Genomic DNA, 23,987 nt, shown 5'->3' with positions numbered 1-23,987 from the left:
AAAGTAGTACCTCGTTTATATAAATTAAAAAGTTCCTTCAAGTTGCGAGGGGGACTCCGGGATAAATCTCCCTCTGGAGTAGTCGCCCACAAAAACTACTTCATTTCAGCCCACCCCGAGGATCGACTGGTCCTCGGGGATTTTTTGTTGGTGGGTTGGTCATTGCCAAGCACGACGGGCGAATGAAAAAGGCCCGATTGCTGCGTTGTCGGCGACGTGCTTGCTCTCCGGCGTAACTGGAGTACGCCTACGTGGCAGCGAGAACCCTCCGCCTTGCACTCGAACACTTTTGATTCGCCTTCTCTAGCTTCCCAACATCTTCTGGCTTACGCCTTCGTCGCTCGCTTTCTTATTGTTGGTTGCTTATTTTGATGCTTTCGCTTCACTCTCATTCTTTCAATAGTTCATTTCCTCAATCTTTCAATCTTTCAATCCTTCAATCGTTCAATCATCCTCTTGCTGTGCATGTGGTGGTTCGTCAGTCGGTCATTCAGTCCGTCAGTCCGTCCGTCAGTCCGTCAGTCAGTCAGTCGGTCAGTCGGTCGGTCAGTCGGTCGGTCAGTCAGTCAGTCGGTCAGTCGGTCAGTCGGTCAGTTGGTTTGTTGGTTTGTTGGTTTGTTGGTTTGTTGGTTTGTTGGTTTGTTGGTTTGTTGGTTTGTTGGTTTGTTGGTTTGTTGGTTTGTTGGTTTGTTGGTTTGTTGGTTTGTTGGTTTGTTGGTTTGTTGGTTTGTTGGTTTGTTGGTTTGTTGGTTTGTTGGTTTGTTGGTTTGTTGGTTTGTTGGTTTGTTGGTTTGTTGGTTTGTTGGTTTGTTGGTTTGTTGGTTTGTTGGTTTGTTGGTTTGTTGGTTTGTTGGTTTGTTGGTTGGTTGGTTGGTGGTTGGTGGTTGGTGGTTTGTTGGTTTGTTGGTTTGTTGGTTTGTTGGTTGGTGGTTCCGTAACTTATTTAGTCAGTAGGACTCTTATTTCTTTTTTTTACTCCCAACGAGAGGGGTATCGGTCATCGATGCTTTTTTCAGAGTGTCCAGAGTTCTATTAGTTGTTCTTCACTGAGTCCTCTTAGGCGGGTTTTTGAGTAAGGACGGCCATTGGCTTCGAGTTCGTTTAGTTGGATGTAGTCGCGTACGATTTGGTAGGGTTTGAAGCCTTTCATTATTCTGGTGAAGGGACGGTACTTCCAGATCTTCTCTTTTTTGCCTTCGTTCCTGCTTTCGGGGGTATCGGTCATGTTTTGGGCGAACTGCCCGGGCACTACTCGAAGAAAGCTTTGGAGTTTGGAACGACGGGTTCCGCGGATTAATAGATGGACGTGGTCGTTTTGAATGGAGACCTGTTCGATCTTGATAAAGAATTTTAGGGAGTATCTGCTAATGAGGGCAGTCATCAGTTTGAATGCATAGCGATTGCGTAGGCCGCCGCGAACTGATGATTTATTGATCTTTAATACCAGATGAATTGGGTCTTTGGTGGAGAGAGGACGTGACCCTCTTCCTTTCGATGACTTTCTTAATGTGCCTCCGTGACAGAAGCGATGTTGCCAAGGAACTTTTAGTGAAAGAAAAGATTGTTGTTTTATCATGACCGATACCCCCGAGGATGATGTGGGTAAGATGCAATTGTTGGGGGAGATTCAGATGTGCTGTCTTATCTTTAAATCCTTGAGTGGGTCCGAGGGACGGAAGTCTGCGAACATTTAATTTTTTGATGTTGCCTTATGGTTTAACCTGTCACCGTTTATTCAGTCCGTAATTTTCTGGAGTGACCGATACCCTCGCTCATCAATCAATCAACCAATCAGTCAGTCAGTCAGTCAGTCAGTCAGTTAGTTAGTTAGTTAGTTAGTTAGTTAGTTAGTTAGTTAGTTAGCCGGTCAGTCACTCGTTCGATTAATCACACTCGAATCAGTCCACGTACGTGCGATACTCCGATTCATTCGCGCTAACTCTTACACGGGCACACTATGCTCTTCTCGTACATACGTTTCCCTTCTTCACAAACTTACATCAATTCCATTCGAGAAACGTTTCCCTCTTCATTTGCAAAAAAATGTCTTTTCATTCTGCAGATCTTACGTCTTGAAGTTACTTCACTGCGGAAACGCTCCAGCTGAAGTACTTCAAGCGAGTATATCTATATGTCTTGGGATCACTTCCCGCATCCAAGGTCTGTCAGACGTTTGTGGCGTCGGGGTTTTTCCTGGACCTTGGTATGGAAAAAACCAAGCAAAAGGCCCAGATTTCAAGCCAAAGGTCTAGTTGAAGCTAGATGATGGTCTAGTTTTGCAGGACGCGACTAAAGCCTTCACAGACCTCGCCGAAAGGTATGTCAGAAGCAACGACGATACCGAAGTCGAAAGTACTTGAGAGCTTCGAAGGGTGTGACTGCCTGACGAAAACTCGATTGCAGGGTACCGAGACCAACGTAGAGTCCCGACGTGTTAAACCGGCCAGCCTAAGTAGGTATAAGGCAGCCAAAATTTATGGGGGTCCCAAATGGGAATGAGAATTTCAACTAATATCGCAGCGGTAAATGCACAAAGAACTCTACAAGGTTCTCAACGTGTTATCGGTAAATCCATGGAGCAATTGTCTTCTGGATCGCGCATCAACAAAGCTGCAGACGATGCTGCCGGCTTGGCAATCTCTGAAGGTATGAAGTCGCAAATCAGATCTTACAGCCAAGCACAACGAAATGCGAATGATGGTATCTCAATGGTGCAAACTGCTGAGGGTGGTTTGTCTGAAGTATCAAATATCTTAACTCGTATGCGTGAGTTGGGTATCCAGGCTTCTTCTGATACTATCGGTGATACAGAGCGTGGCTTCCTTGATAAAGAGGTTCAACAATTGAAAGCTGAGTCTCAACGTATCACTCAATCTACTAAATTTGGTACTACTAAACTACTTGATGGTTCTGGCGACAAGTATGACTTCCAAGTAGGTATCGGTAATGATGACTTTGCGGACCGTATCTCCTTCAATGCAGGTGAGACAGACGCAACGACAGCTTCACTAGGTATTGACGGTTTCGATTTCAGCTCTAAAGCTGGTGCTCAAGAAGCTCTTGAGAAAATCGACAGCGCTCAAACTAAAGTGAATGGTTTCCGCGCAAATCTTGGTGCCCTTCAAAATCGTCTGACATCGACTGTCGACAACTTGGGTGTGCAACATGAGAACATCTCTGCAGCGAACTCTCGTATCCGTGATACAGATATCGCTTCAGCGACTGCTGACCAAGCAAAAAACCAAGTGTTGTTACAAGCTAACACTAGCGTTCTTGCTCAGGCTAACCAAATGCCAGGCGCAGCTTTGAAACTTATTGGCTAATTATTGAAAGTTTGACCTGGGAGAGCGCCTCCGTGCTCTCCCGGTACCAACCTACCCAGGGAAAACTTTTAATAACTTTCCCTGGGGTACTTAGAGAGGGGACTTGGGAAGAGCCTAAAGTCCAGCTGTTTAAGTTTAGTCAAAAAATGCCGATAAGAACCTCATGAATATCAAAGGATTGATTCCCAACATTCAGCCGAGCGATGTGAAGTCGATAGACCGAACAGGCCGGGCGATTCAATCCGACAGTGCCCACGATCGAGACGCCAACGGGCAAGAATCCTATCAACAGCAACAACAAGAACAGAAACCGCCGATGTCAGAGGAGCAACTTGAAGCTTCAATGGAACATCTGCGTAAACTTCCTGCATTCAAGGAACACCGATGGACGGTGGAACTTGAAGATATTGGCGGGCAGAATTTCGTTATGGTCAGAGACAACCTTGGTACTTTGATTCGTCGTATTCCCGAAGCAGAATTGTGGACCTTACCGAGTGATGATTCTCCTCGTGGCCAACTCTTGAAACGATCCGCATAACTGGACAGCAAAGCCATCGACTTTGCGATCTCTTCATAATTTTAAATCCGAATAGCATTTGATTCCCAGCTTCTGGTCTAGCTCCAGAGGGGGATGTCAAAATTTATCCCGCTTATATTGCAACAGAGCCTGAAATCCTCTCCCACTAGGCCTTTCGACGGACATTTAATTGACTCACGTTCATTGTATGAATTTGAGACGATTGTTTCATGGCAGGAATACGAATTACAGGCATGGCCTCTGGGCTACCACCAAATATCGTCGAACAGCTGATGGAAGCTGAGCGTATTCCTGTGAAGCAGATGGAAACTAAGAAAACCGAGAAGGATGAGAAGCTAAAGCTTGTCAAAGATCTCGAGAGTAAGGTTTTGGATATTAACAAAAACCTTTCCGATCTGACGAATGTGCGCGGATTTGTGGATAAGAAATTTGCTTCAAGTGACACGTCTGTCGTGGATGGTCAGCTTGATGCCAATTCCGCAGTGCCGGGGGAATATTCATTGGAAGTTACGCAGCTTGCAGAAAAGCCAGCCGCTATCTCCAACGGTTTTCCTGACAAAAACGAAACGCAAATTGGAACGGGCTATATCAAGTTTGAAACACCCGAAGGTACGAAAGAAGTTTACATCACAGGGAAGAATTCAACTCTGGAAGGTGTGGCGGGTCAGATTAACAATGCTGACGTTGGTTTAAAGGCACAGGTTCTTGAAGATCGTAAAGATAAAGAGAACCCGTTCAAACTTTTGATTTCTGGAATGGCAACTGGTGATGACAATCAGGTGACCTTTCCAAAAATCTATCTCTTGGATGGCGATCAGGACATGTACTTTGATCAGTCTCGTCCTTCCAAGAATGCGAAGGTGAAAGTTGACGGTTTTGAGATCGAGTTACCGGATAACAAAGCAAAAGATTTGATTCCAGGCGTGGTTCTGGATCTGAAGTCGGCTGCTCCAGGTAAGACGATCCATATGAGTGTGAAAGAGAATTTGGAAGCCATCAGCGGTAAGGTGAAGAACTTCGTTGATGCCTACAATGCAGCTTTAGGATTTATCCAAAAGCAGCATCAGCTTCAAGGCGGGGAAAAGGGTGGAAATCCCAAACTTGGACCGTTGGGCGGTGATGGACTTTTAAGAACGATTGAAAGTTCTTTGCGTAGTGCGATCTTGAATCCGGTGCGAGGAGTGGAATCACCTATTCGCCAGATCAACGAGATGGGCATCACGTTTAACCGAAACGGTATGCTGGAATTGAGTCAGGATAAATTCAATAAAGTATTGAATTCAAATCCTGTGGGAGTTGCCGCATTTTTCCGTGGTGATGGTTTTAAGACAGGTTTCGCCAATGTGATTAAGCAGACCGTTCAAAGTTTAACGAACGGGGAATACGGTGGCTTGGCCAACCGTAAAAGAGGTCTTGAGTCGCAGATCAAACAAATTGATCAGCGTATCGATACCAAAGAAAGACAGCTGGAGAAAAAGGAAGATGGACTTCGTCAGAAGTTCGCCAACCTGGAAACCAAGATGTCGGAGATGCAGGCCCAGCAGGCGAAGTTCGCAGCGATGGCCCGCCAGGGTGGATAGTTTAGTTTATTAAGTTAGGTAACGTTGAACGGTCAGGAACTAAAGAGGAAACGATGAACAAGAACGCGTATCAGAAATACAAACAGACCTCAGTGCAAAGTGCCAGCAAGGAAAAAATCCTTTTGATGCTTTATGAAGGTGCTATCAAGTTTACTAAACTTGCTGTTAAAGCCATTGAAGAAAAAAAGATCGCGGATCGTGGGCAGAATATCGGCAGAGCCTTCGATATCATCATGGAATTGAACAACACTCTTGATCATAAAGTTGGCGGCGACGTGGCAAACCAGCTGGAACAACTTTATATGTTCATGATGGAACAATACACCAAAGCAAACATCAGCGGAGACGCAGCACCACTTCATGCAAACTTGAAGTTGCTGAATACTTTGTATGATGGCTGGGTGCAAGCGGTAGAAAAACTAAAAAAAGAATCAGACGACGGAAAGAAAGCGGGTTAATACCATGGAGGGTAACGTGACCAGAATCATCAGCCTGTTGAACGAAAAAAATCATTACCTCGAAAAGTTCTATTCATTGAACGAGGTGGAGCTTGCGAACTTCGCGCAAGGTTTGTTCGACAACTTGCAGAGCTTTTATCAAACGCGTGAGAAAATTCTGGATGTTCTTAAGTATGTAGACTCGCAAATTGACAGAGCTCAGAGCGAAATGAGCGCAGATACTGTTATGGCACAGACGGATCGCCAGCAGATCAAAGAAGCTTTGACGATTAAAGATGAATACGTCGCCCGTATCATTGAACAAGACATCCAGGTTTTGGCTTGCATCGAGATGGCAAAAAATTCCATCATCCGCGAGTTGCAGGATGTTCGTCGCAACCGTAAAGCAATTGGTGGCTATAAATCCAAGATCTTCACCCAGCGTTTGGATGAAGAAGCCTAGACCCGGCAATTTTTTCCCGACAAAAAGCTGACGGCAAGTACGGTCTGGGAGTCAAACTCCTGAGCTGAACTTGCCTCAACTTGAAATAACCGCATCTTTAGCCTTGGCATCTGTGTTGCTCTTCTGTTTCTTCGGAGGAGATCCATGCAGATGTTGGCAAATCAGTTCGTTCAAAAGTCCAGTGAAAACACCGAAGTGAATACTTCAGTTGAGAACTTTCAGGAAAGTTCCGGAAGAGTCTATTTCGATTCTGTACAAGCACTCGCTGACTTTGAATCAGAAACCACAAATAACAAACCACAAACGAATACCGACCCTCGTGTTTCCAAGTATCTGCAAAATGCAGACGTACTTAGCAAACATGGTGAGTACAACCTGGCTCTGAATCTGTTGCGCCAAGCGTGTAACATTGATTCAAAAAATTCTGCGACATTGAGCATGTTGTCCCGTTGCCTGGAAAAAATCGGTAAGCATGATGAAGCCTTGGTGGCTTTGAATGCGTGGAACAAAGTGGACTATGGCTTTGAAAGCCTGGCTTGGTTGGCTCACGCTCTTTACAGAATGGGTCGTGATGAACAAGCTTTGGAAAAATACTTTGAAGCTTTGTCCGTATTGACGGAAGAAGACGATCAGCTTTTCGAAGTTTATAAAAATATGGGTAATATCTACGTTCGTCAGGGTGACTTTGACGGCGCAGAGGAATACTACAACAAAGCTTATACTATTAATACCACATCAGATGTGTTGTTAGTGAACTTTGGTACTTTAGAAGTTCAACGCGGGGATTTTGATAAATCGCTGTACTGCTTCCGTAAAGCCGTTGAAATCAATCCTCAAAATGACAAAGCGTGGGTGGGCTTGGCGATGGTTCATCACCAGTTCGGTGATACGGAACTTGCTTGGGCAAATATTGACGCCGCTTTGGATATCAACAAGAAAAATCGCACGGCGGTTCACTTGGCTGCTAACTGGGGATTGCGCGATCGCCAGTTACAAAAAGCGATCGAGGCTTTAGAAGAATACTTGGCCCATGTCGAGCAAGACGAAGACATGTCTTTGGTTTTAATCAACTTGTTCTGTACCGCAAGCCAAATGGATCAAGCATTGCTTGAGATCGAGCGTGTTCTTTTGTGGAACCCAGATCACCGTGAAGTCAGAAATCTTAAAAAGAAAATCACACCCTCAGTAAAGGCAGCATAAAATGTCCATGATTACTTTCTCTGAAAACCATGAGTCGTCTCTTATTTCTTTTGAGGCAGGTACACCGCTTGCCAACATCACGCAGCCTCGCGAGGAAGCTTTGAAATGGACTTATTCTTTGGGTCCAATTCCTTCTTCTCATGTTGTGGTTATTGGTTTGGGTTCAGGCTTTCATATCGAAGCATTGGCAGACTTGGATCAGGACATTCAAATCACTGTGGTTGATTCCCGTGATTCTTTGATTCCAGTTTTCAGATCTCAATTTCCCGAGCTGGCAGACCGCGTGCAAATCGTGATCGCAGATAATGTTCAGGATTTGATGAAAAACGATATTTATGCGGACGTGGTGGCGACTCGTGCTTACGTTGTATCTTTCAGAGAAGCTTGGGGCGAGCAGATGGATCTGTTCTCTGAGTTTTTTGGTCACTTGACGGGTCGTTCGGTTGAGGCCGTGAAATACCACCTGCAAGATTTGCAAATGAATATGAAGTCTTTGTACTTCCAAAACACAACTCTGCTTTCGATCAAGGACATCTTGCCGGTAGTAGAGGGTTCCCAGGTAGCAGAGGAAAAGAAGCAGATCTTCCGTATGCTGGGAGAATTGGTAAAATAGAATGAAGATACTGGTCGTCTCGCTTTTACGCTTGGGAGATATTATTCAACAGCAACCTTTGTTAAAGGCTCTGCGTGAAAAGAATCCTCAAGCGCAAATCCATTTGTTAATCAATCGTCAGTTCTCTCATGTTGAAGGATTGCTGACGGGTTTGGTTGATAAGTATCACTATTTTGACCGGGACCTTTTGCAACGGGGCTTGGGCGAGGCGTCTTTCAATATCTTGTGGTCCCATCAACAAATTGAACAGTTGGTGCAGACCTTAAACAGAGAAAACTATCAGCAGGTTTTAAATTTTACCCATAATAAGCTCAGCGCTTATTTGTTGGGAGCCTTGCAAGTACCGATGAAAAAAGGCCTTCATCATTCTGAAGGCAAATTCCAAGGATTGGAAAATCCTTGGCTTCGTTATTTCAATGATCGCTTTTCTGGGATCCAGGCATCGCTATTCCACTATGTGGAGCTTTTGGGAAAATCTTTTGATCTTCCGGTGCAAAAGGCGGCGGCGATGCCAGCGACGAAATCAAAACTTGTTCTGTTTCAGTGTCTGACAAGTGATACGAAAAAGAACTGGGGCTTGAACAACTTTAAAAAACTTAAAGAGACCATCGAATCTTCACTGGTAGACTATAAAGTGAAGGTTCTTTGTGCTCCCTTTGAAAAAGAATCTCTGAAATCACATTTTTCCGATGTGGACCTGATTGCTTGCGATTTACTGGGTGCCCAGGAATTGTTGAAACAGTCCTGTCTTTTGGTTACCGGGGATACCAGCATCAAACACTTGGCCGCGCAATTGGGTGTGCCAACTGTTGAAATGGTTTTGGGTAGCAGCGATTGGACAAAAACGGCAGCTTACTCCCTGATGACGGAAATTATTAATGCACGGGTGCCTTGTGCTCCGTGCTCGCATTCTCAAGCTTGTTCTCAAAAAGCGCAAATTTGTGCGGAACAGATCACGGTGGATCAGGTATTTGCCGCGATTTGGGATAAACTGAGTAAAAGGGCTTCCGTTTCAACAGTGTCGATCCGCGATGTCGAAAGAACGGCTTGGTCTTTACAACTTGATGGCGGTTCCCAATCACATGTTCTGAGTTACGCGAGCACAGCTTTGCAGTTCTCAGAATCATTCTCCAAAGAAAATCTTCGTCAAGTGCTGGCGGAGGCTCGTCAGTTGCAAACTGAGTATGACAATTGGTTGCATGCTTTGGAATCGTCATTTCCAACACGCAAAGAGATCGCCACTAAAACTCAATTAAAAAGTCAGGATATTGGCGAATTCATTCTGACAGCTCAAGAAATTATTAAATCAAAAAAAGATGCGGCTGGGTATTTCCAGTCCATCGTTGAAAATCTGATGACTCGCTTTTCCAGCACGTTGCAATTTCACGAGAAAATGCAGGCAGCTCTTGCGGAAGTTCGCGAACTTTTGCAGTCGCGAGGTCAGTTCATTCACTCTTTAGAAATAGTTCTCAAGGAAGGGGCCTATTATGCAGCAGGAATTGGACAATTATCTATCGATGGCTTTGAAGAGGCTGGAAGAAGCTTACAAAGAGGTCGTGAAGACGCAGCCATATAATCAAGAAGCAGAAACTATCAAACTTGTTGCAGAACTAGCGAAGGAACAGATTAAAGATGAAAATTCTCATTCAGCAACTCGCTAGATTAGGTGATATCTATATGTCTTGGCCAGCGGTGCGCGCGGTTCGCCGCCTGTATCCTGATGCCGAGATTCATTTTTTAACTCGTCCACGCTTTGAAGGTGCGGTTGAGGGTTTAACAGCGATCGATAAACATCTGACGCTGCCAAGTGGTCAAATTCTAACGCCTCTGGTGAATGAAAATGCAAACTTGGAAGAATCTTTGAATCGCATGGAAGAATTCGTCGAAACTGTGCGTGCTGAAAACTATGATCAGATCATCAATCTGACGTTTTCCCCATTTTCGAGCTATTTAACTCATGCCCTTACAATGCCGCACACTTCGGTATTGGGTTATACGCGTTTCAAAGATGGCTTTTTCTGTGCCGCAGATGAAGTCAGTGCTTATTTCTATGCCCAGGTTGGTATCAATAAACCGAATCGCGTGCATGTCGCTGATATCTTCGCATCCATGATCGGTACCGAATACATTGAGCAAGATTGGGCCGCTCCAGAGTTGCCTGAATTGAGTTTCGAACTTCCTCAGTTGTATTTAACTGTGCATGTTGGTGCGAGTGAAAAACATAAAGCCCTGACGGCGGATGCCTGGGGACGAGCGCTTGATTATTTTGATCGTCGCTATCCCGGAATGCCGATTGTATTGATTGGTGCTCCGAATGAAGCCGAGATCGCGAATGAAATCATTGCAGCGGCTCCAAACGTGACGATCATCAATTTGGTTGGCAAAACACGCATGAATGAATTGTTCACGGTCTTGAAACGTTCGGAACTGCTGATCGGTTGCGACAGTGCACCGATTCATATAGCTTCGTTGACTGATACACCGACTTTGAACATCAGTATTGGAAACGTAAATTTCTGGGAAACGGGTCCGAAGGCGACTTTGGGTCTTATTTACCGCATCGAAGAAGGTCAGGAAGTTGTTCCTGAGCGTATCGGGGAAATCGTCGCCCAGCTTTTGGAAGGTCATGCAGATCCAGAGTTGATCATGCGCACAAGTGGGCTTTCCAGTTACTCTAAAGTTGAATCCGCAGAGAAAGAGTTCGCTTGGAATTTGGTTCAAGCTTTATACCTAGGCGGTCAGTTCCCAGTCGCAGAACGTATTGAAATCATTGAAGGCGCGATGAAATTGGATGAAATCAATGATTTTATGATGAGCCAGTTTGCCTTGATCCATGAAAAAGGTGTGGAGGCGGTAGCTCCATTTATTGACGGCGGCGAAGACGTGATAAAATCGATTAGCCGGATTGTACCTGAGTTGCGTCCTATGATTGACTGGTACCATGCGGAGAAAATCCGCGTCGCTCCAGGCACGCAAGAGGAGATCGTAGCGGCAACTTTGAGTGTTCATGAGCGTTTTAAACGCCATCTTCGTGTTTATGTTCCTCGTGATGAAAAAATCACGACAGTGGAGGCCAAAGATGGAACGCTATAAAGTAACGGGCGAAGAGCTCCGCAACTTCTATCAAGCAGAAACAAATCTTTCCAAAGTTTTCGAAGACATTGAAAATGACCTTCGCGATACCAATGCCGTCGTGTGCAGATTTATCGTTAATGGCATGGAAATCAAAGAGTCGGACGAAAAACGTTTTGGTTCGGTTTCCCTCAATGACGTGGAAACGCTTGAGTACATGACCGAAAACAGCAACGACCTGGTTCTTGATGTTTTACGTGCATGGATTGATTCCCTTCCCGAGCTTATGGGTAAAACCGAAAACCTTTCCAAGCGCATGCGTGCTCAGGGTTTGAGTGGTTTGCTAAAACCAATTCATGACCTGGTATCAAATTGTGAATATTTGATCGATAGCGTGATGTCTTTGAAAGTGTTGGTGGGGGACCGTTACCTCGTGGCAAGTCCAGTTAACTGGGCTGTCGCAGAAGAGCAAAGTAAAAAGACCGTTACCGAAGCACTTGGTGCGATGGAAAATAAGGATTTTGTTCTTTTAGCGGATGTCCTGGAGTATGATTTAAACAATGTACTGCAAATGTGGAAAGAACACTTGCAGTACTTGGAGAAGGCGCTCAATGGGGACATCAACGGATCAAATTTCAAATCCGAACAAGATAGATCCAATCCTGTGGGTTGGAAACGTATCGCCAATTAGGCTGCCGCAATTCTTTCCGTTTCAAAAACGGGAAGTCGAGATCGTCTTACGGGCTTCTTTTCAGGAAGCCCGTTCGCTTTTGCAAAATCAGAAATTTTCCTCGATCTTAGTCCAGGATGAAGGGGGACCCGAAGCGTTTGAACTCCTGGTTCAGGCTCGGCACCTCCAACCCATGGCTCCTCGTTTCTATATTTCCAATGAACTCAATGAGGAAAAGGTTCGTCTGGGAATCAATCAGGCCCAAGTCTACAGATTTATCCGCTGGCCTTTGGCGGAAAGAGAAATCTGGCAACAGCTTGAAGACGCCCTGGAAAAACACTCCACCTATCTCTCGCGATCTCTTTTGTTGCGAGAATCCTCGTCGCAAAATAAAGAGTTGGAAGCCCTGACACATTCCTTGGAAGGCTTGGTTGACGAGCGCACTCAATTTATCGAAATGTCCCATAAAGAGGAAAGCGATAAGTTAAATCGCGAACGCAATCTTGTCCGTTTGATTAAAGACCTCGCGAATCAAAATTCTTTTGAAGACGTCTTAGGAATTATTCGTAAAGAGCTTCGCAAATTTCATAAAATCGGTGATCCGATTCTTGTCTATCGCACCGACAACGCAAAGACGCATTTTATCAGTTTTCAATTAGGAACGATGACTCAATCCGAGTCCTCGACTCATTTTGAATTTCCAAAAAATGCGCAGGTGCCTTCCGCAGATTTGATTCGCCACCTGGCAAATCATTTTGGTCGTCCCTTTGCAAAAACCTACGTCGTTCCACTGGAGCTGCGTTTGACCAATCATCTGATGGGTGGAAACGGCGAGGCGATTCTCTGTGTTGAAAACTCTTTGAACGATAAAGAGATGCCGCCGTTTGTGGAATTCATGACAGATCGGATGCGCCCATTAGGGATGACATTGGATCGTGTTTTATTGGACAGTCAGCTTTCGGCCTTTTCGTATCGTTGGGAAAAAACTTTCGACGGGATGAGAGATCCTATTGCCATCATGGATATGGATCACAGTGTGATTCGTGCCAATAAAAAATTCGCCGACAGATTTCCTGATAAGCGCCAGGCCATCGAAGGTTCTCCGGCAGCTCAGGCGTTGGCTGATGGACAATCACATGTGGGACAGATTCAAGTGGATACGCGGATCTATCAGGTTCATAGCTATCCGGTGGTTCTAGATAACGGTGGCAAAGCCACAAATGTTGTAAATCAATATGTCGACATCACCCAGTCCCGCGAACTTTATTTGCGCATGTTGCAGAATGAAAAAATGGGAGCCATCGGGATGCTGGCGGGTAACATTGCTCACGAGCTGAATAATCCCCTGACAGGCTTGCGGTCATTGACTCAGGTTTTGTTGCAAGAAGCTGATAAGAAAACGAATCTGTATTCTGACTTGGTCGAAATCGAAAAAGCAGCGGCGCGTTCGCAGCGTATTATTAAAAATCTTTTGGATTTTTCAAAAGGCGAGGATCAACCCGCAGAGGATATTTCAATCGACGAAATCGTCGAAAGAACCCTGCCCATGTTGAAATCCGCGCTGCGCACCCATCGCCTGGAAGTCACCCTGCAAACTGTGGATAAAACTGTGCACGTTGAGCCACACTTGATTCAACAGGTAGTTTTCAATCTGGTTAATAATGCGTGTCAGGCGATGAAGGATCCGGGACGTCTTAAAATCAATTCCTATCACTCTGGAAATCAGGTCGTATTGGAAATTGAGGACACGGGGCCAGGGGTGGCAGAGGATATTCAGAAGCGCATTTTTGAACCGTTCTTCACGACAAAAAAAGAAGGACATGGAACCGGTCTTGGGTTAAGTATGTCTAAGTCGGTCATCGAGAAATTTGGAGGCAGTATCACGTTAAATTCCGTGCAGCCGAATGGCGCACGTTTTGTGATTACTTTGCCGTGTAAGTAAGGATTTTGTTTGTGAAGGTACTGATTGTTGATGATGAAGCTTTAGTCCGCCGTTCGTTGTCCCGCGCTTTTCGTGCGAAAGGACATGAAGTCATTGAAGCTGAAAATGGCAATGAAGGCCTGGAGCAGTGGAAGAAGTCTACTCCCGATCTTGTATTTCTAGATGTACTGATGCCTGGTCTTACCGGACCGGAAGTTCTTAAGGAAATCGGCACGAACCGTTCAGGCAAGGTGATTTTGATGTCTGCCTTTGCCGGAGAACATAACATGGAAACAGCTTTGCAAATGGGAGCTGAAATGTTTGTGCCGAAACCTTTTGAAGATATTTTTGCTGTTGTGAAAATGGCCGAGGATTTGTTGTCATGAGAATTATTGCAGGAAAATATCGCGGTCATCAGTTGGTGGCTTTTTCGGCGGACCATATCCGTCCCACCACGGATCGCGTGAAAGAAACACTTTTTAATAAACTGCAGTTCCAACTGGAAGGCGCTAATGTCGCAGATTTGTTTTGCGGCACAGGAAATTTGGGCATCGAAGCTTTGTCCCGCGACGCACGATTCTGCACTTTTGTGGAAAAGAATCCCAAGTCCTTGGCGATCACTCGCCAGAATTTTGAAAAGCTGAAAGTCCCAGCCAGCAGTTACAAAGTTATCAATATGGACGTGTTGGCGTTTTTCAAATCGTATACCGGCGAACCTTTTGATATTATTTTTGCAGATCCTCCATTCACAGAAAAGATGGCTCATTTCGTTGTGGAAGCGGCAAGCACCAGTGCGGCGTTTGGTAACCATACGATCATGGCTATTGAATCGCAACGCAAAGAGCGTATGGAAGATCGTTACGGTTCACTGGTACGTTACAGCAAGAAGGACTACGGCGACAAAATCCTAAGCATGTTCTGTCATGAAAGTGCTCTGGAAGAGGAAGCTTCCAAAGATACTTCGGAAGATACGCAGGAAGAGGAATCCCACGATGAATAGAATCGCAGTTTATCCCGGAAGCTTTGATCCCATCACGATGGGTCACGTGGATATTATCAATCGCGTAGCGCCTTTGTATTCTGAAGTGGTGATTTTGGTAGCCCAATCCGCGCAAAAACAATCGATGTTCACGGCGGAAGAGCGTAAGACCCTGATTGAAAAATCATTGTCGAATTTAAAGAATGTAAAAGTCGATTTTTTTGAAGGCCTGACTGTTGATTATATGAAAAAACACAAAGCCCAGGTCATCATTCGTGGTCTGCGCGCCGTTGTGGATTTCGAGTATGAGTTAACCATGGCGCAGATTAATAAAAAAATCGCACCAGAAATCGAAACACTTTTAATGTTCGCAAGCCCCGAGTGCTATTACATCTCTTCCAGAGGTGTGAAAGAGCTCGCAGTCAACGGCGGCGATCTGACTGGCTTTGTCCCTGACGTAGTTAAAGAGGCGATCACTAAAAAACTTAAAAAGTAGGACATTTTCGCATGTTGCAACTTTCAAAGCGCGCCCAAAATCTAAAGACTTCCCCAACGTTGTTCCTAGTCGCTAAGGCCAAGGAACTCGCAGCTCAGGGACACGATGTGATCTCTTTGACAGTGGGGGAGCCCGATTGGCCGACCTTTGAAGTTCCCAGCAAAGCCGGTATCGAGGCGATTGAAAAAAACATCACCAAATACACTCCGGCCAACGGCACCGTAGAGTTGCGCCAGACGATTGCCAAAAAAATTAAATTCGAAATTGATCAAGCGTACTCTACCAAAGAAATCACTGTGGCTTCGGGTGCGAAGTTCATTATCTTTGCAGCTTTGCAGATGCTTTGCTCTCCAGGAGATGAAGTTATTATCGGTGCACCTTATTGGGTGAGCTATCCGATGATGGTGGAACTTGCTGATGGTGTGCCTCGTATTATCGAATGCGGCGAGCGCGAAAATTATAAAATCACTCCCGAGCAATTGGAAAACGCGATCAATGCAAAAACCAAAGCTTTACTTTTCTGCTCTCCAAGCAACCCCACGAGCTTGCTTTATACGGCCGAGGAACTAAAAGCCCTTGCCGATGTTTTAAGAAAGCATCCACAAGTCGCGATCATCTCTGATGATATGTACAACCGCTTGGTTTTTGATGGCGGTAAAGTGGCGCCACATATTCTGCAAGTCGCTCCCGATTTAAAAGATCGCACAGTGGCCGTGAATGGGGGCTCCAAAGCCTATTCAATGACGGGCTGGAGAATTGGTTGGGCAGCAGGCCCAGAAAAATTAATCACTGCCATGGCCGATTATCAAAGCCAGGCAACGGGTTCTCCTTCCAGCATCTCTCAGCACGCTGCCATGAAGGCCATTGATCAGTGTGAGCCTGACATCGAACAAGTGGTTACGAAGCTAACAGCACGCAAGAATTCTGGATTGTCAGAGCTTCGTTCGGTTCACGGCTTTAAAGTCGCTGAGCCAGACGGCGCTTTCTATTTTTGGGTGGATATCAAGGCGCACATTGGTAAGACCCATGACGGTCAATTGATCCGTACATCCAAAGACTTCTGCGATATTTTATTGGAAAAATTCTTTGTGGCCACGGTTCCCGGAGTGGAGTGTGGCCTTGATGGATTCATGCGCTTAAGCTTTGCAGTGTCAGAGGAAACAATGAAGCGCGCTGTAATTCGTATGAAGGAATTTGTCGGAAAACTGGTTTAGTCGATCCAAACCAGTTTTTTAGCCATGCTTTTCATGGTGTTTTCATGAACCAGGTAAGAACCCTGATCTTTCAAGCAAATGATACCTTTACGGTAGTCACAAGAAGTGCCCCAAGAGTTACGAACCATGTAGTAGCAACCTGCGCCGACTTTTTTGCGACCCACGATCGTGGATGCATGACCCGCACCAAAGATTCCGCCCACATCTGTGATTTCAGAAGCGTCGTATTCCAATGAAATCAGTTTGCGACGGTTTAACAACCAATCAATTTGATCGTTGATAGATTCAAACGGGTGAGTTTTTTTGCCCCAGCTTTTATAATCAAGGTCATCGCGAATCGCGATAGATTTAGAACGGCAAGAGCTATCCAGGAAATAAAACACCACATCTTCAAGGCTCACACTGCGATTGTTCAAAAGATATTTTTTGATTGTCGCAGGAGGAGTCGCGGGAAAGAAACCCTCCACCAGTTGTTCAAAGGACTTTTGGCAAAGTTCCGTGCAAGTTCCTTTGCGGATATCCTTCATACGGTTCATCAAATAAGCCATGCCATTGTGAACTGTGGTTCTGGAAGTGATGTGAACTTCTTTGGTTCCTTGAGACGGGATGTCGCTTTCTCTGCAGACATGGCCCAATTCATTCATTTTCTTAACGGCGATGCTGACCATGCCGCCTTCAGGAGTCGTGGTTTTGTTCACAACACCACGACCGATTTTTCCAAGCAAAGTTACTTGGCTGGAATAGTATGCTGATAAGTGAAGTGCAGAAATAGGAGTGCCCACTGCTTGGCTGACGATATCAGCGGCCGTGTAACCATAGCACCAACCGATATCACCTTGATCAGAAGGTGTCGTCATGAACGTCTTTACATCCGCAGGAAGACTGTCGCGCACATCAACGGTTGAACAATCATCAGCTGCATGAACCTGTAGTGCACAGATCGCAATTACTAAGAAGCCCCAAATTCTCATGTAAATATTCCCCTGCTTTAAAGTTCGTGACGTATCCCAAAGCTTTAGAGCTTTGTCTATGCCGGATTCGGTTAAACTGAGAATTAATCTAAACTTAATGTACCGTGAAATTTCTACATTGCGAGCTGTTCACTTGATGATGAAACCCAAGGACGCTAACTTCGGATTTTTAAAGGAGAATTCGATGAAAACGTTGGCACTTGGTTTAGTTCTTTTGGCTTCCACAGCAGCTTCTGCAGCGACAAAGTGTGTCGCAGTAACGGAGCGCATGAACCTTAAAATCATTCAAAAAGATGATTCTGTCGGCGTTCTTTATTCTATGAATCCTCGCGATCTAAGTAAGTACGGTAAGCAATTTCCAGGTTTGACGATCTCTTTTCAAGAGGGCGAAGCTTACGATATCAAAGGGACGACAGTTGATGGTTTGGTCAGTAACAAAGACGTTCTGACGAAACTTGTGGTGAATGCGATTTACAGTACCGCGTTCTTTGGTGGTGAAGAAGACATGGCTTACGTTGAAGCCGGTGATCTAATCAAAGCACTTAAATGCGAATAAAAGAAAACCCCGCTGATAAGGCGGGGTTTTTAGTTTTTGATCTTTAAAATTTCTTAGAACAAGTTCTTGAAGAAGTTTTTAACTTTATCAAAGAAGCCCATCTCAGCTTTCGGAGCTTCGATAGAACTTGGTGAGCGAGTCGCATCACACTTATAAGAGATATCGATTTTGCTGCCCGCCGGAACTGGCGTATCAAACACGATACTCATCCCTTGAACACGGTAGCTTAGTGACGCCATTGTCGGGGTGATTTTAACCACCGGCGTACCTACCGGCGTACATTCCAAATTCACAGAACCCAAAGAATCGACGATTTTATCGACGAACAAGTTCATGTTCGTTCCGAAATCAGCTTCACAGATACTACCGATACCACCACCGGTCAGACCAGAAAGAGCCGCGTATTGAACACCATAGTGGCTCTTAGAGCCCGCAGCGTCCTGAGTTTTCATGCAAGCCGCATCGCCGGGTTTAACGATGATTGAATTTACCGTGAAACGTTTTTTAGCGCCGAATGTCGATTTTACGTAATCCACAAACACCTGTGGTTTGTCTTCGTTTTCCAAAGCAAAGTATTCATCTTTATAATACTGCTGAGAGGCATCGCCACCGATACTGCGTTCGTCTTCGTCAGAAATAATAATGTAGGCAATCGCTGCATCTGCACGGTAACAACCGCTTACGCCCGAGTAGTGATAGTCACCATTGTAAACATGGTGATAAGCCGCTTTGATCGCGCGCTCGTCGTTTGAATTCACATAACCCGCGCCCACATAGTTGATTGTTTGCGCAAAGATCGTTGCAAGGTTCGCGGTGCCACGTTTAAGAACCAAGCCAAGACTTGTATTCGGTGAAGCACTGTTTGATTGCCAGTAAACCGAAGCACCCCAAGCAGTTGTGCTAGCACCCGTCGGAAGAGCGCGAGTTACCGTCACACACATTTGCCAATCAAGATTTTTAGTCGACTGTAATGTCGATACGAAGCTTGAAAGTTTTGCTGCCAACTTTTGGTTGTCTGCAAGCATGGAGTTGGAATCATCCAGCACCAATACGATGTCCAATTTATTATTCGAAGCTTCTACCGTGCTACTGTAAGTCACGTCACGAGTTGGCGTGGGAGTCGTCGTTGGACTTGTAGTGGGGCTCGTTGTCGGCGAAGTCGTAGGACTTGTCGTTGGCGACGTAGTTGGTGAAGTCGTAGGACTTGTAGTTGGAGACGTTGTCGGAGAAGTCGTAGGCGACGTCGTTGGCGTCGTCGTCGGAGTTGGCGACTCTCCAGGTGTGCTAGAAGTTTTCACAGAAGGTGATTCGAATTGCACCGGGCTGCAAGCCGCAAGGCCCAACATCACTATTGGCAACAAGGCCTTTTTTTGTAGAGACAAAAACATACTTCCATTTCCCCTTTGGCCCAGAATAGCACAGGAAGCGACTTCGTCTCAAAATTTACCAAGTCCAGTCTGGGTTTGAGACAAACCAGACCTTCGTCTCATTGTGGGAACCGTCTAGGGAATACTAGAATTAAAAGAATGTTGCCGGGATCGCTTTAGCAGGAGGCATGGTGAGCTTTTGGTTTTTAACTCAATTGTTGGTGAACGTTATTCTTTTAGCTGGCGTAGTTGGCGTATGGGTCCGATTGAATCGCCCGGCTAAGGACGATCCTCGTTTGAGCAAGGGCTTACAACTTCTACAAAGTAAAATCGCCGTATTGGAAGATCTATCAGATCGTACGGAGACTCAAGTAAACCAGCTAACTGCTTTGCTGGAACAAAAAGTTAAAGACATCCAATCCAAAATCCAAGCCTCTGAAAAACAGATCGCGAAAATCGATCAAAGCATGCAAAAAAGTATGGAAGTCGCAAAGATCTTCCAAGACCGTATCCCGCATGAAGAAATTGTGGAACGCCAGAACACTATTAAATATGTCAAAGCCGCTCGTTTGGCGCATCAAGGTTTGAGCGCTGACGAAATCGCCTCGCAAGTGGATCTTTCCCGTGGCGAAATTGAATTCATCGCAAAAGTAAATAAAGACCAACTTATGTTCTGTGAAGAAAGCCTTCCGGAATGGGCCAATGAAGAGGCTGACGGATCTACTGAATCCTCGTCTCAGGATTTCAGTGACGTTGATAACATGAGTTTCCTGCAGCCCTTGCAAAGAGCAGGTTCTGATATCAGCGATGTCTTTGAAGTTCCGAAAACTGAAAACGATGCCATGAAAAAACTGGGCGATGCTTTCAAGGCTGCTTGCCAGGAAGTTGAAGACGAAGAAGCCGCGGCTGAAAAGGCCCCAAGCATCTTTGATGTCACTCATAATATTGCGCAAAATTTCTTAGGCGAAAAACCTATGGCAGCGACTCCAACCGCGGTTGTTAACGAGAAAAAGCCAACGGCGAGCAAACCTGCTTCAACAGCAACTAAGACTGCTGCAACTGGTCCCAATATCCGTCCCGTTGAATTCCGTCGCATCGATCTTGTGAAAGATCTGGAATAATCCGTGGCCAACTCCACGTTCTTGAACTCCCTGACCAAAGGGCAGATCCTTCACTCGGTTGTTGAGGAAAAACAATCGGGTGCGGATGTTCTTTGTAACTTCAATGGGAATCTTTTAAGAATCGCCAATCGTTCTGGTCAGCCGATGGAAAAAGGCCAAGTCGTTCGCGTACAGGTTAAGTGCGCAGATCCTCTCGAATTTCAAATTTTTGATCCCAACACAATAAAGTTTGAACGTGTAATTTGAAATCCAAGACCCTGACTTGTTTGCGAGTTTCAGGGCTCAGCGGAAGACTGTAATTACCGTTCAATATCACCACAGCTAGGGGAAAGATATGCGAGCGTTCCAGGGACTTTTATTTTCTATTTTTTTGATAGCAAGCCAGCAGGCTTTGTCATCACCTCAACCTCAAGTAAGAATTAATCACGGTATCGTTGGTGGAGTGGAAGCCCAGCGCGGTGAATTCCCGTGGATCGTGTCTTTGCAGGATAAAGAAGGTTGGGCTTACTGTGGCGGAAGCTTGATCGATAAAAAGTGGGTGTTAACAGCTGCACATTGTGTAAAGAAAGTTCCAGATCTGGTTATCGTGGGACTTTATCAGATGACGAACGAAACCGGTGCCGAAGTTCATGCTCCAGGTCGCATCATCGTTCATCCGGGAAAAAAGTATTTCTCTAACGACTATGATTACGCCTTGATTGAACTGAAGGAACCTTCCGCGATCACTCCTGTTGAAATCAACGAGCAAGAAATTCAAATTCCAACAGATCCTAAAGCACCAAAAGTCATGTCGACAGTGGCAGGTTGGGGCACGTTACGATCAAATGGGGAAACTCCTGACATTTTAAATAAAGTGGATGTGCCTTTGTCGCCCGCCGAGCCGTGCAACAAAGTTTACTCCCCCTTTGGGTATGATGTAACGGATCGTATGTTGTGCGCCGGCCTGGAAGCTGGCGGGAAAGATTCTTGCCAAGGTGATAGCGGCGGCCCGCTGGTTGTTAAATCAGAAGAAAAAGTTTTATTAGCAGGAATCGTAAGCTGGGGCATGGGTTGTGGCGAACCAAATTACCCGGGTGTGTATGCGAAAGTAAATGCTGTGACCGAATGGATTAAGCAAACTATGGCAGGAGAGGAGCCTGCGCCTAAACCTTAGTCCAGTGTCGCTGGACCTAAAGATAGAAAATACCCAAATTGGAACTAGCCTTTGAGCCCCCTGAAAAAACAATGAACAATGTCTAAGCACATTTATTTTTGAAGGATTCAAAAAGAGAGAGGACACGGACATGAAAGTTTTGAACTACCTATTAGTAGCAGGTCTAGTATTTACAGGTGCAGTTTCCACAGCGGCGCAAAAAGTGGGCGCAAAAATCGTGGGCGGCGAGGAAGCAGCTGCAGGCGAATTCCCATACATCGTTTCTCTTCAAGGTTCCTACGGTGGCCACTTTTGTGGTGGTTCGTTGATCAAGCCTAACTGGGTTTTGACAGCAGCTCACTGTGTGAAAGGTTCTACAATCAAAGCGATCAAAATCGGTCTTTTGAGCCAAAAAGACACGACAAACGTTGAAACATTCAAACCAGTTAAAATCGTGGCGAATCCGGGTTACCCAGGTCCTGGAACTGATTGGGACTTTGCTTTGATCCAATTGGAAGGCAACTCTGCTTACACTCCAGTTGATTTGAACACAGCTGAAATCGCGATCCCAGAAGACGGCACGCAAATCATGTCTACAACTGCTGGTTGGGGCGCAACTAAAGAAGGCAGCTACGGTCTTCCAGACAAATTGCAAAAAGTTGACGTGCCATTGGTTACTCAAGCTGAGTGTAACAAAGCCTACGCTGGCAAAATCACAGATCGCATGATCTGCGCTGGTTATACTTCTGGTGGTAAAGATTCTTGCCAAGGTGACTCTGGTGGTCCATTGGTTTCTAAAGCTGACGACGGTCACACTTACCTAATCGGCGTAGTAAGCTGGGGTAAAGGTTGTGCTCGTGCGGGTTACCCGGGCGTTTATTCCAAAGTCAATGCGGCAATTGAGTGGATTAACACGACAATCGCTGAATAAATCTGAGCTTTAAACTCAATTTAAACGAAGCCCGTGGTAAAAAAGCCACGGGTTTTTTTATGCCAAATAGCGCCGTCTCGCGGGACTTGCTTTTTCCTTAAAAAAGGCACATTTCTTATCCTATGCAAAACAAAGAATTCGATATTTTAATAGTCGGTGCCGGCATTATCGGTACTTCCGTAGGTGCTGAACTTTCTCGTCGTGGTCACAAAGTTTGTGTGATCGATAAAGGAACTGTCGGTCGCGGTTGCTCTTACGGAAACGCGGGTTGGATGACTCCTTGCTTTTCGATGCCATTGCCAATGCCAGGAATGTTCCTGAAATCTATGAAATGGCTGGCAAATCCTAACAGCCCATTGCATATCAAACCCTCTTTGTCGTTGGATCTGGCTGCTTGGTTGTTCCACTTCATGAAAGCGATGAACGAAACTCAAGCTCGCCGTGCAGTTGAAGGCTTGGTTGTTCTTTCGCAAAAATCCCTAACTGAATACAAAAAGCTGGGCGAGAAATATCCAAATACTCGTTTCGAGCAAAAAGGTCTTTTGATGGTTTCCCGCACTAAAGAAGGTGTGGCGGCAGCGGTTGAAGAACTTGAATACGTTAAAAACGTTGGCGTTACCGGTAAAGCGATGACTGGCGAAGAGATCATGAACTTCGAACCTGCATTCCGTCCGCCAATGTTGGGTGGTGTGTACTTCGATCAAGAAGCAATGGCAGAGCCGTTCCAAGTGGTTCAGGCGATGGCAGAAGAGATTCGCAAAAACGGTGGCGAAATCATCGAGAATTGCGAACTGATCGATCTTGAAATCTCTGGTGGTAAAGTGACGAAAGCACTTACTTCCCAAGGTGAATTCAAATTTAAAGAAATCGTTGTGGCCACTGGCAGCTGGTCAAAAGATTTGGCGAAACTTTTGCGTCTAAGAATTCCAATCTTGGGCGGTAAGGGCTACGCGATGATCGTACCGAAACTTGAAAAACAACCTAAGTATCCAATCATGTACATCGAAAACAAAATTGCGATCACCCCGCGTGAAAACAGTTTGCGTATCGCAGGTACTTTGGAACTTGTGGATCAGGATTTTTCTGTCACTGAACGCCGCGTGAACAACATCAAACGTGGCGCTTCCGAGTTGTTGTATCTTCCAGAGCAATTGGAAGTTCAGGAATTGTGGGCAGGTCTTCGTCCATGTACACCAGACGGTGTTCCTTTGATTGGTTATCACGATAAGATCCCGAACTTGATGTTGGCCGTAGGCCATCAGATGTTGGGTCTTCAGTCAGGCGCCGGCACAGGCTTACTGGTTGCAGACTTGATCGAAAAGAAAACACCATTCGTCGATCTGGAAATCTTTGCTCCAAACAGATTCTAAAAAAAAAGCCCGGTCTCCCGGGCTTTTTTTTAC

25 protein-coding genes are annotated in these 23,987 nt (G+C 45.5%); 22 read left to right on the top strand and 3 right to left on the bottom strand.

The genetic code is table 11. The features are described 5' to 3' along the window. Positions 1–371 precede the first annotated feature (371 nt). The gene (locus ACLSU7_RS09370; RefSeq protein WP_413295293.1) at positions 372–938 is read left to right on the top strand and encodes a hypothetical protein; all 567 of its coding nucleotides are present in this window, start codon (positions 372–374) and stop codon (positions 936–938) included. Between the two features lie 74 nt (positions 939–1,012). On the opposite strand, the gene ACLSU7_RS09365 is transcribed toward ACLSU7_RS09370, so the two are convergent. Next, the gene (locus tag ACLSU7_RS09365) at positions 1,013–1,576 is read right to left on the bottom strand and encodes a transposase (protein ID WP_413295291.1); all 564 of its coding nucleotides are present in this window, start codon (positions 1,574–1,576) and stop codon (positions 1,013–1,015) included. 913 nt (positions 1,577–2,489) lie between these two features. Between ACLSU7_RS09365 and ACLSU7_RS09360 the strand changes: the two genes are divergently transcribed. The 15 genes from ACLSU7_RS09360 (at position 2,490) to ACLSU7_RS09290 (ending at position 16,506) form a co-directional block, all read left to right on the top strand. Then, the gene (locus ACLSU7_RS09360) at positions 2,490–3,323 is read left to right on the top strand and encodes a flagellin (RefSeq protein WP_142698898.1); all 834 of its coding nucleotides are present in this window, start codon (positions 2,490–2,492) and stop codon (positions 3,321–3,323) included. Between the two features lie 163 nt (positions 3,324–3,486). Next, entirely contained in the window at positions 3,487–3,861 is a 375-nt protein-coding gene (locus ACLSU7_RS09355) for a hypothetical protein (protein WP_413295288.1), read from the top strand. A gap of 209 nt (positions 3,862–4,070) precedes the next feature. Beyond that, a complete protein-coding gene (gene fliD / locus ACLSU7_RS09350; protein ID WP_413295286.1) occupies positions 4,071–5,441 on the top strand; it encodes a flagellar filament capping protein FliD in 1,371 nt (456 codons plus the stop codon). A gap of 53 nt (positions 5,442–5,494) precedes the next feature. Further along, the gene (gene fliS, locus ACLSU7_RS09345; protein WP_142698901.1) at positions 5,495–5,899 is read left to right on the top strand and encodes a flagellar export chaperone FliS; all 405 of its coding nucleotides are present in this window, start codon (positions 5,495–5,497) and stop codon (positions 5,897–5,899) included. Positions 5,900–5,915: 16 nt separating this feature from the next. Beyond that, positions 5,916–6,341, top strand: coding sequence for a hypothetical protein (locus ACLSU7_RS09340; protein WP_413295284.1), 426 nt, complete (start codon positions 5,916–5,918; stop codon positions 6,339–6,341). A gap of 144 nt (positions 6,342–6,485) precedes the next feature. Further along, positions 6,486–7,541: a tetratricopeptide repeat protein gene (locus ACLSU7_RS09335; RefSeq protein WP_413295282.1), complete on the top strand. Its 1,056-nt coding sequence runs from the start codon at positions 6,486–6,488 to the stop codon at positions 7,539–7,541. Between the two features lie 7 nt (positions 7,542–7,548). Continuing rightward, positions 7,549–8,154 carry a hypothetical protein gene (locus ACLSU7_RS09330; RefSeq protein ID WP_413295280.1) on the top strand — a complete coding sequence of 202 codons (606 nt, stop codon included), beginning with the start codon at positions 7,549–7,551 and terminating at the stop codon, positions 8,152–8,154. Position 8,155: 1 nt separating this feature from the next. Next, positions 8,156–9,730 carry a glycosyltransferase family 9 protein gene (locus tag ACLSU7_RS09325; protein ID WP_413295278.1) on the top strand — a complete coding sequence of 525 codons (1,575 nt, stop codon included), beginning with the start codon at positions 8,156–8,158 and terminating at the stop codon, positions 9,728–9,730. A gap of 56 nt (positions 9,731–9,786) precedes the next feature. After that, positions 9,787–11,247, top strand: coding sequence for a glycosyltransferase family 9 protein (locus ACLSU7_RS09320; RefSeq protein ID WP_413295276.1), 1,461 nt, complete (start codon positions 9,787–9,789; stop codon positions 11,245–11,247). After that, on the top strand, positions 11,234–11,917 hold the full coding sequence (locus ACLSU7_RS09315; protein WP_413295274.1) for a hypothetical protein: 684 nt from the start codon (positions 11,234–11,236) through the stop codon (positions 11,915–11,917). The genes ACLSU7_RS09320 and ACLSU7_RS09315 overlap by 14 nt, the downstream gene beginning before the upstream one ends. 172 nt (positions 11,918–12,089) lie before the next feature. Continuing rightward, complete coding sequence (locus ACLSU7_RS09310; RefSeq protein WP_413295272.1) at positions 12,090–13,838, top strand: ATP-binding protein; 1,749 nt, start codon at positions 12,090–12,092, stop codon at positions 13,836–13,838. A gap of 11 nt (positions 13,839–13,849) precedes the next feature. Next, a complete protein-coding gene (locus ACLSU7_RS09305; RefSeq protein WP_413295270.1) occupies positions 13,850–14,203 on the top strand; it encodes a response regulator in 354 nt (117 codons plus the stop codon). Beyond that, positions 14,200–14,817, top strand: a complete 618-nt coding sequence (gene rsmD / locus ACLSU7_RS09300; protein ID WP_413295268.1) for a 16S rRNA (guanine(966)-N(2))-methyltransferase RsmD — start codon at positions 14,200–14,202, stop codon at positions 14,815–14,817. The genes ACLSU7_RS09305 and rsmD overlap by 4 nt, the downstream gene beginning before the upstream one ends. After that, positions 14,810–15,292 carry a pantetheine-phosphate adenylyltransferase gene (gene coaD, locus ACLSU7_RS09295; RefSeq protein ID WP_413295266.1) on the top strand — a complete coding sequence of 161 codons (483 nt, stop codon included), beginning with the start codon at positions 14,810–14,812 and terminating at the stop codon, positions 15,290–15,292. The genes rsmD and coaD overlap by 8 nt, the downstream gene beginning before the upstream one ends. A gap of 11 nt (positions 15,293–15,303) precedes the next feature. Next, a complete protein-coding gene (locus tag ACLSU7_RS09290) occupies positions 15,304–16,506 on the top strand; it encodes a pyridoxal phosphate-dependent aminotransferase (RefSeq protein ID WP_413295264.1) in 1,203 nt (400 codons plus the stop codon). Here the strand turns inward: ACLSU7_RS09290 and ACLSU7_RS09285 are convergent. Further along, complete coding sequence (locus tag ACLSU7_RS09285; protein ID WP_413295262.1) at positions 16,503–17,477, bottom strand: hypothetical protein; 975 nt, start codon at positions 17,475–17,477, stop codon at positions 16,503–16,505. The two genes, ACLSU7_RS09290 and ACLSU7_RS09285, sit on opposite strands and share 4 nt — an antisense overlap. A 184-nt stretch (positions 17,478–17,661) precedes the next feature. Here ACLSU7_RS09285 and ACLSU7_RS09280 point away from each other — a divergent pair, with 184 nt between their 5' ends. After that, positions 17,662–18,033 carry a hypothetical protein gene (locus tag ACLSU7_RS09280; RefSeq protein WP_413295260.1) on the top strand — a complete coding sequence of 124 codons (372 nt, stop codon included), beginning with the start codon at positions 17,662–17,664 and terminating at the stop codon, positions 18,031–18,033. 53 nt (positions 18,034–18,086) lie between these two features. Here the strand turns inward: ACLSU7_RS09280 and ACLSU7_RS09275 are convergent, their stop codons facing one another. Continuing rightward, a complete protein-coding gene (locus ACLSU7_RS09275) occupies positions 18,087–19,421 on the bottom strand; it encodes a hypothetical protein (protein WP_413295258.1) in 1,335 nt (444 codons plus the stop codon). A 167-nt stretch (positions 19,422–19,588) separates the two neighbouring features. Here ACLSU7_RS09275 and ACLSU7_RS09270 point away from each other — a divergent pair, with 167 nt between their 5' ends. The 5 genes from ACLSU7_RS09270 to ACLSU7_RS09250 all read left to right on the top strand — a co-directional run bounded on the left by ACLSU7_RS09270 (position 19,589) and on the right by ACLSU7_RS09250 (position 23,954). Further along, entirely contained in the window at positions 19,589–20,521 is a 933-nt protein-coding gene (locus ACLSU7_RS09270) for a DUF2802 domain-containing protein (protein WP_413295256.1), read from the top strand. A 3-nt stretch (positions 20,522–20,524) separates the two neighbouring features. Further along, positions 20,525–20,767, top strand: a complete 243-nt coding sequence (locus ACLSU7_RS09265; RefSeq protein WP_413295254.1) for a hypothetical protein — start codon at positions 20,525–20,527, stop codon at positions 20,765–20,767. A gap of 88 nt (positions 20,768–20,855) precedes the next feature. After that, positions 20,856–21,674, top strand: a complete 819-nt coding sequence (locus tag ACLSU7_RS09260; RefSeq protein WP_413295252.1) for a serine protease — start codon at positions 20,856–20,858, stop codon at positions 21,672–21,674. Between the two features lie 130 nt (positions 21,675–21,804). Continuing rightward, entirely contained in the window at positions 21,805–22,584 is a 780-nt protein-coding gene (locus ACLSU7_RS09255) for a S1 family serine peptidase (protein ID WP_413295250.1), read from the top strand. Positions 22,585–22,706: 122 nt separating this feature from the next. After that, positions 22,707–23,954 carry an NAD(P)/FAD-dependent oxidoreductase gene (locus ACLSU7_RS09250; RefSeq protein ID WP_413295248.1) on the top strand — a complete coding sequence of 416 codons (1,248 nt, stop codon included), beginning with the start codon at positions 22,707–22,709 and terminating at the stop codon, positions 23,952–23,954. Positions 23,955–23,987: the final 33 nt, after the last annotated feature.

The organism is Bdellovibrio sp. HCB185ZH (assembly GCF_047302455.1).
Taxonomy (GTDB): Bacteria; Bdellovibrionota; Bdellovibrionia; order Bdellovibrionales; family Bdellovibrionaceae; genus Bdellovibrio.
The sequence above is the reverse complement of the archived record's forward strand: the minus strand, read 5'-3'. Positions and strand labels throughout refer to the sequence as shown.

Excerpts from the sequence above, each read along its gene's own strand:
- ACLSU7_RS09370 (WP_413295293.1), top strand. The coding sequence starts at position 372 with ATGCTTTCGCTTCACTCTCATTCTTTCAATAGTTCATTTCCTCAATCT.
- ACLSU7_RS09365 (WP_413295291.1), bottom strand. The coding sequence starts at position 1,576 with ATGATAAAACAACAATCTTTTCTTTCACTAAAAGTTCCTTGGCAACAT.
- ACLSU7_RS09360 (WP_142698898.1), top strand. The coding sequence starts at position 2,490 with ATGGGAATGAGAATTTCAACTAATATCGCAGCGGTAAATGCACAAAGA.
- ACLSU7_RS09355 (WP_413295288.1), top strand. The coding sequence starts at position 3,487 with ATGAATATCAAAGGATTGATTCCCAACATTCAGCCGAGCGATGTGAAG.
- fliD (WP_413295286.1), top strand. The coding sequence starts at position 4,071 with ATGGCAGGAATACGAATTACAGGCATGGCCTCTGGGCTACCACCAAAT.
- fliS (WP_142698901.1), top strand. The coding sequence starts at position 5,495 with ATGAACAAGAACGCGTATCAGAAATACAAACAGACCTCAGTGCAAAGT.
- ACLSU7_RS09335 (WP_413295282.1), top strand. The coding sequence starts at position 6,486 with ATGCAGATGTTGGCAAATCAGTTCGTTCAAAAGTCCAGTGAAAACACC.
- ACLSU7_RS09330 (WP_413295280.1), top strand. The coding sequence starts at position 7,549 with ATGATTACTTTCTCTGAAAACCATGAGTCGTCTCTTATTTCTTTTGAG.
- ACLSU7_RS09325 (WP_413295278.1), top strand. The coding sequence starts at position 8,156 with ATGAAGATACTGGTCGTCTCGCTTTTACGCTTGGGAGATATTATTCAA.
- ACLSU7_RS09320 (WP_413295276.1), top strand. The coding sequence starts at position 9,787 with ATGAAAATTCTCATTCAGCAACTCGCTAGATTAGGTGATATCTATATG.
- ACLSU7_RS09315 (WP_413295274.1), top strand. The coding sequence starts at position 11,234 with ATGGAACGCTATAAAGTAACGGGCGAAGAGCTCCGCAACTTCTATCAA.
- ACLSU7_RS09310 (WP_413295272.1), top strand. The coding sequence starts at position 12,090 with ATGGCTCCTCGTTTCTATATTTCCAATGAACTCAATGAGGAAAAGGTT.
- rsmD (WP_413295268.1), top strand. The coding sequence starts at position 14,200 with ATGAGAATTATTGCAGGAAAATATCGCGGTCATCAGTTGGTGGCTTTT.
- coaD (WP_413295266.1), top strand. The coding sequence starts at position 14,810 with ATGAATAGAATCGCAGTTTATCCCGGAAGCTTTGATCCCATCACGATG.
- ACLSU7_RS09290 (WP_413295264.1), top strand. The coding sequence starts at position 15,304 with ATGTTGCAACTTTCAAAGCGCGCCCAAAATCTAAAGACTTCCCCAACG.
- ACLSU7_RS09285 (WP_413295262.1), bottom strand. The coding sequence starts at position 17,477 with ATGAGAATTTGGGGCTTCTTAGTAATTGCGATCTGTGCACTACAGGTT.
- ACLSU7_RS09280 (WP_413295260.1), top strand. The coding sequence starts at position 17,662 with ATGAAAACGTTGGCACTTGGTTTAGTTCTTTTGGCTTCCACAGCAGCT.
- ACLSU7_RS09275 (WP_413295258.1), bottom strand. The coding sequence starts at position 19,421 with ATGTTTTTGTCTCTACAAAAAAAGGCCTTGTTGCCAATAGTGATGTTG.
- ACLSU7_RS09270 (WP_413295256.1), top strand. The coding sequence starts at position 19,589 with ATGGTGAGCTTTTGGTTTTTAACTCAATTGTTGGTGAACGTTATTCTT.
- ACLSU7_RS09260 (WP_413295252.1), top strand. The coding sequence starts at position 20,856 with ATGCGAGCGTTCCAGGGACTTTTATTTTCTATTTTTTTGATAGCAAGC.
- ACLSU7_RS09255 (WP_413295250.1), top strand. The coding sequence starts at position 21,805 with ATGAAAGTTTTGAACTACCTATTAGTAGCAGGTCTAGTATTTACAGGT.
- ACLSU7_RS09250 (WP_413295248.1), top strand. The coding sequence starts at position 22,707 with ATGCAAAACAAAGAATTCGATATTTTAATAGTCGGTGCCGGCATTATC.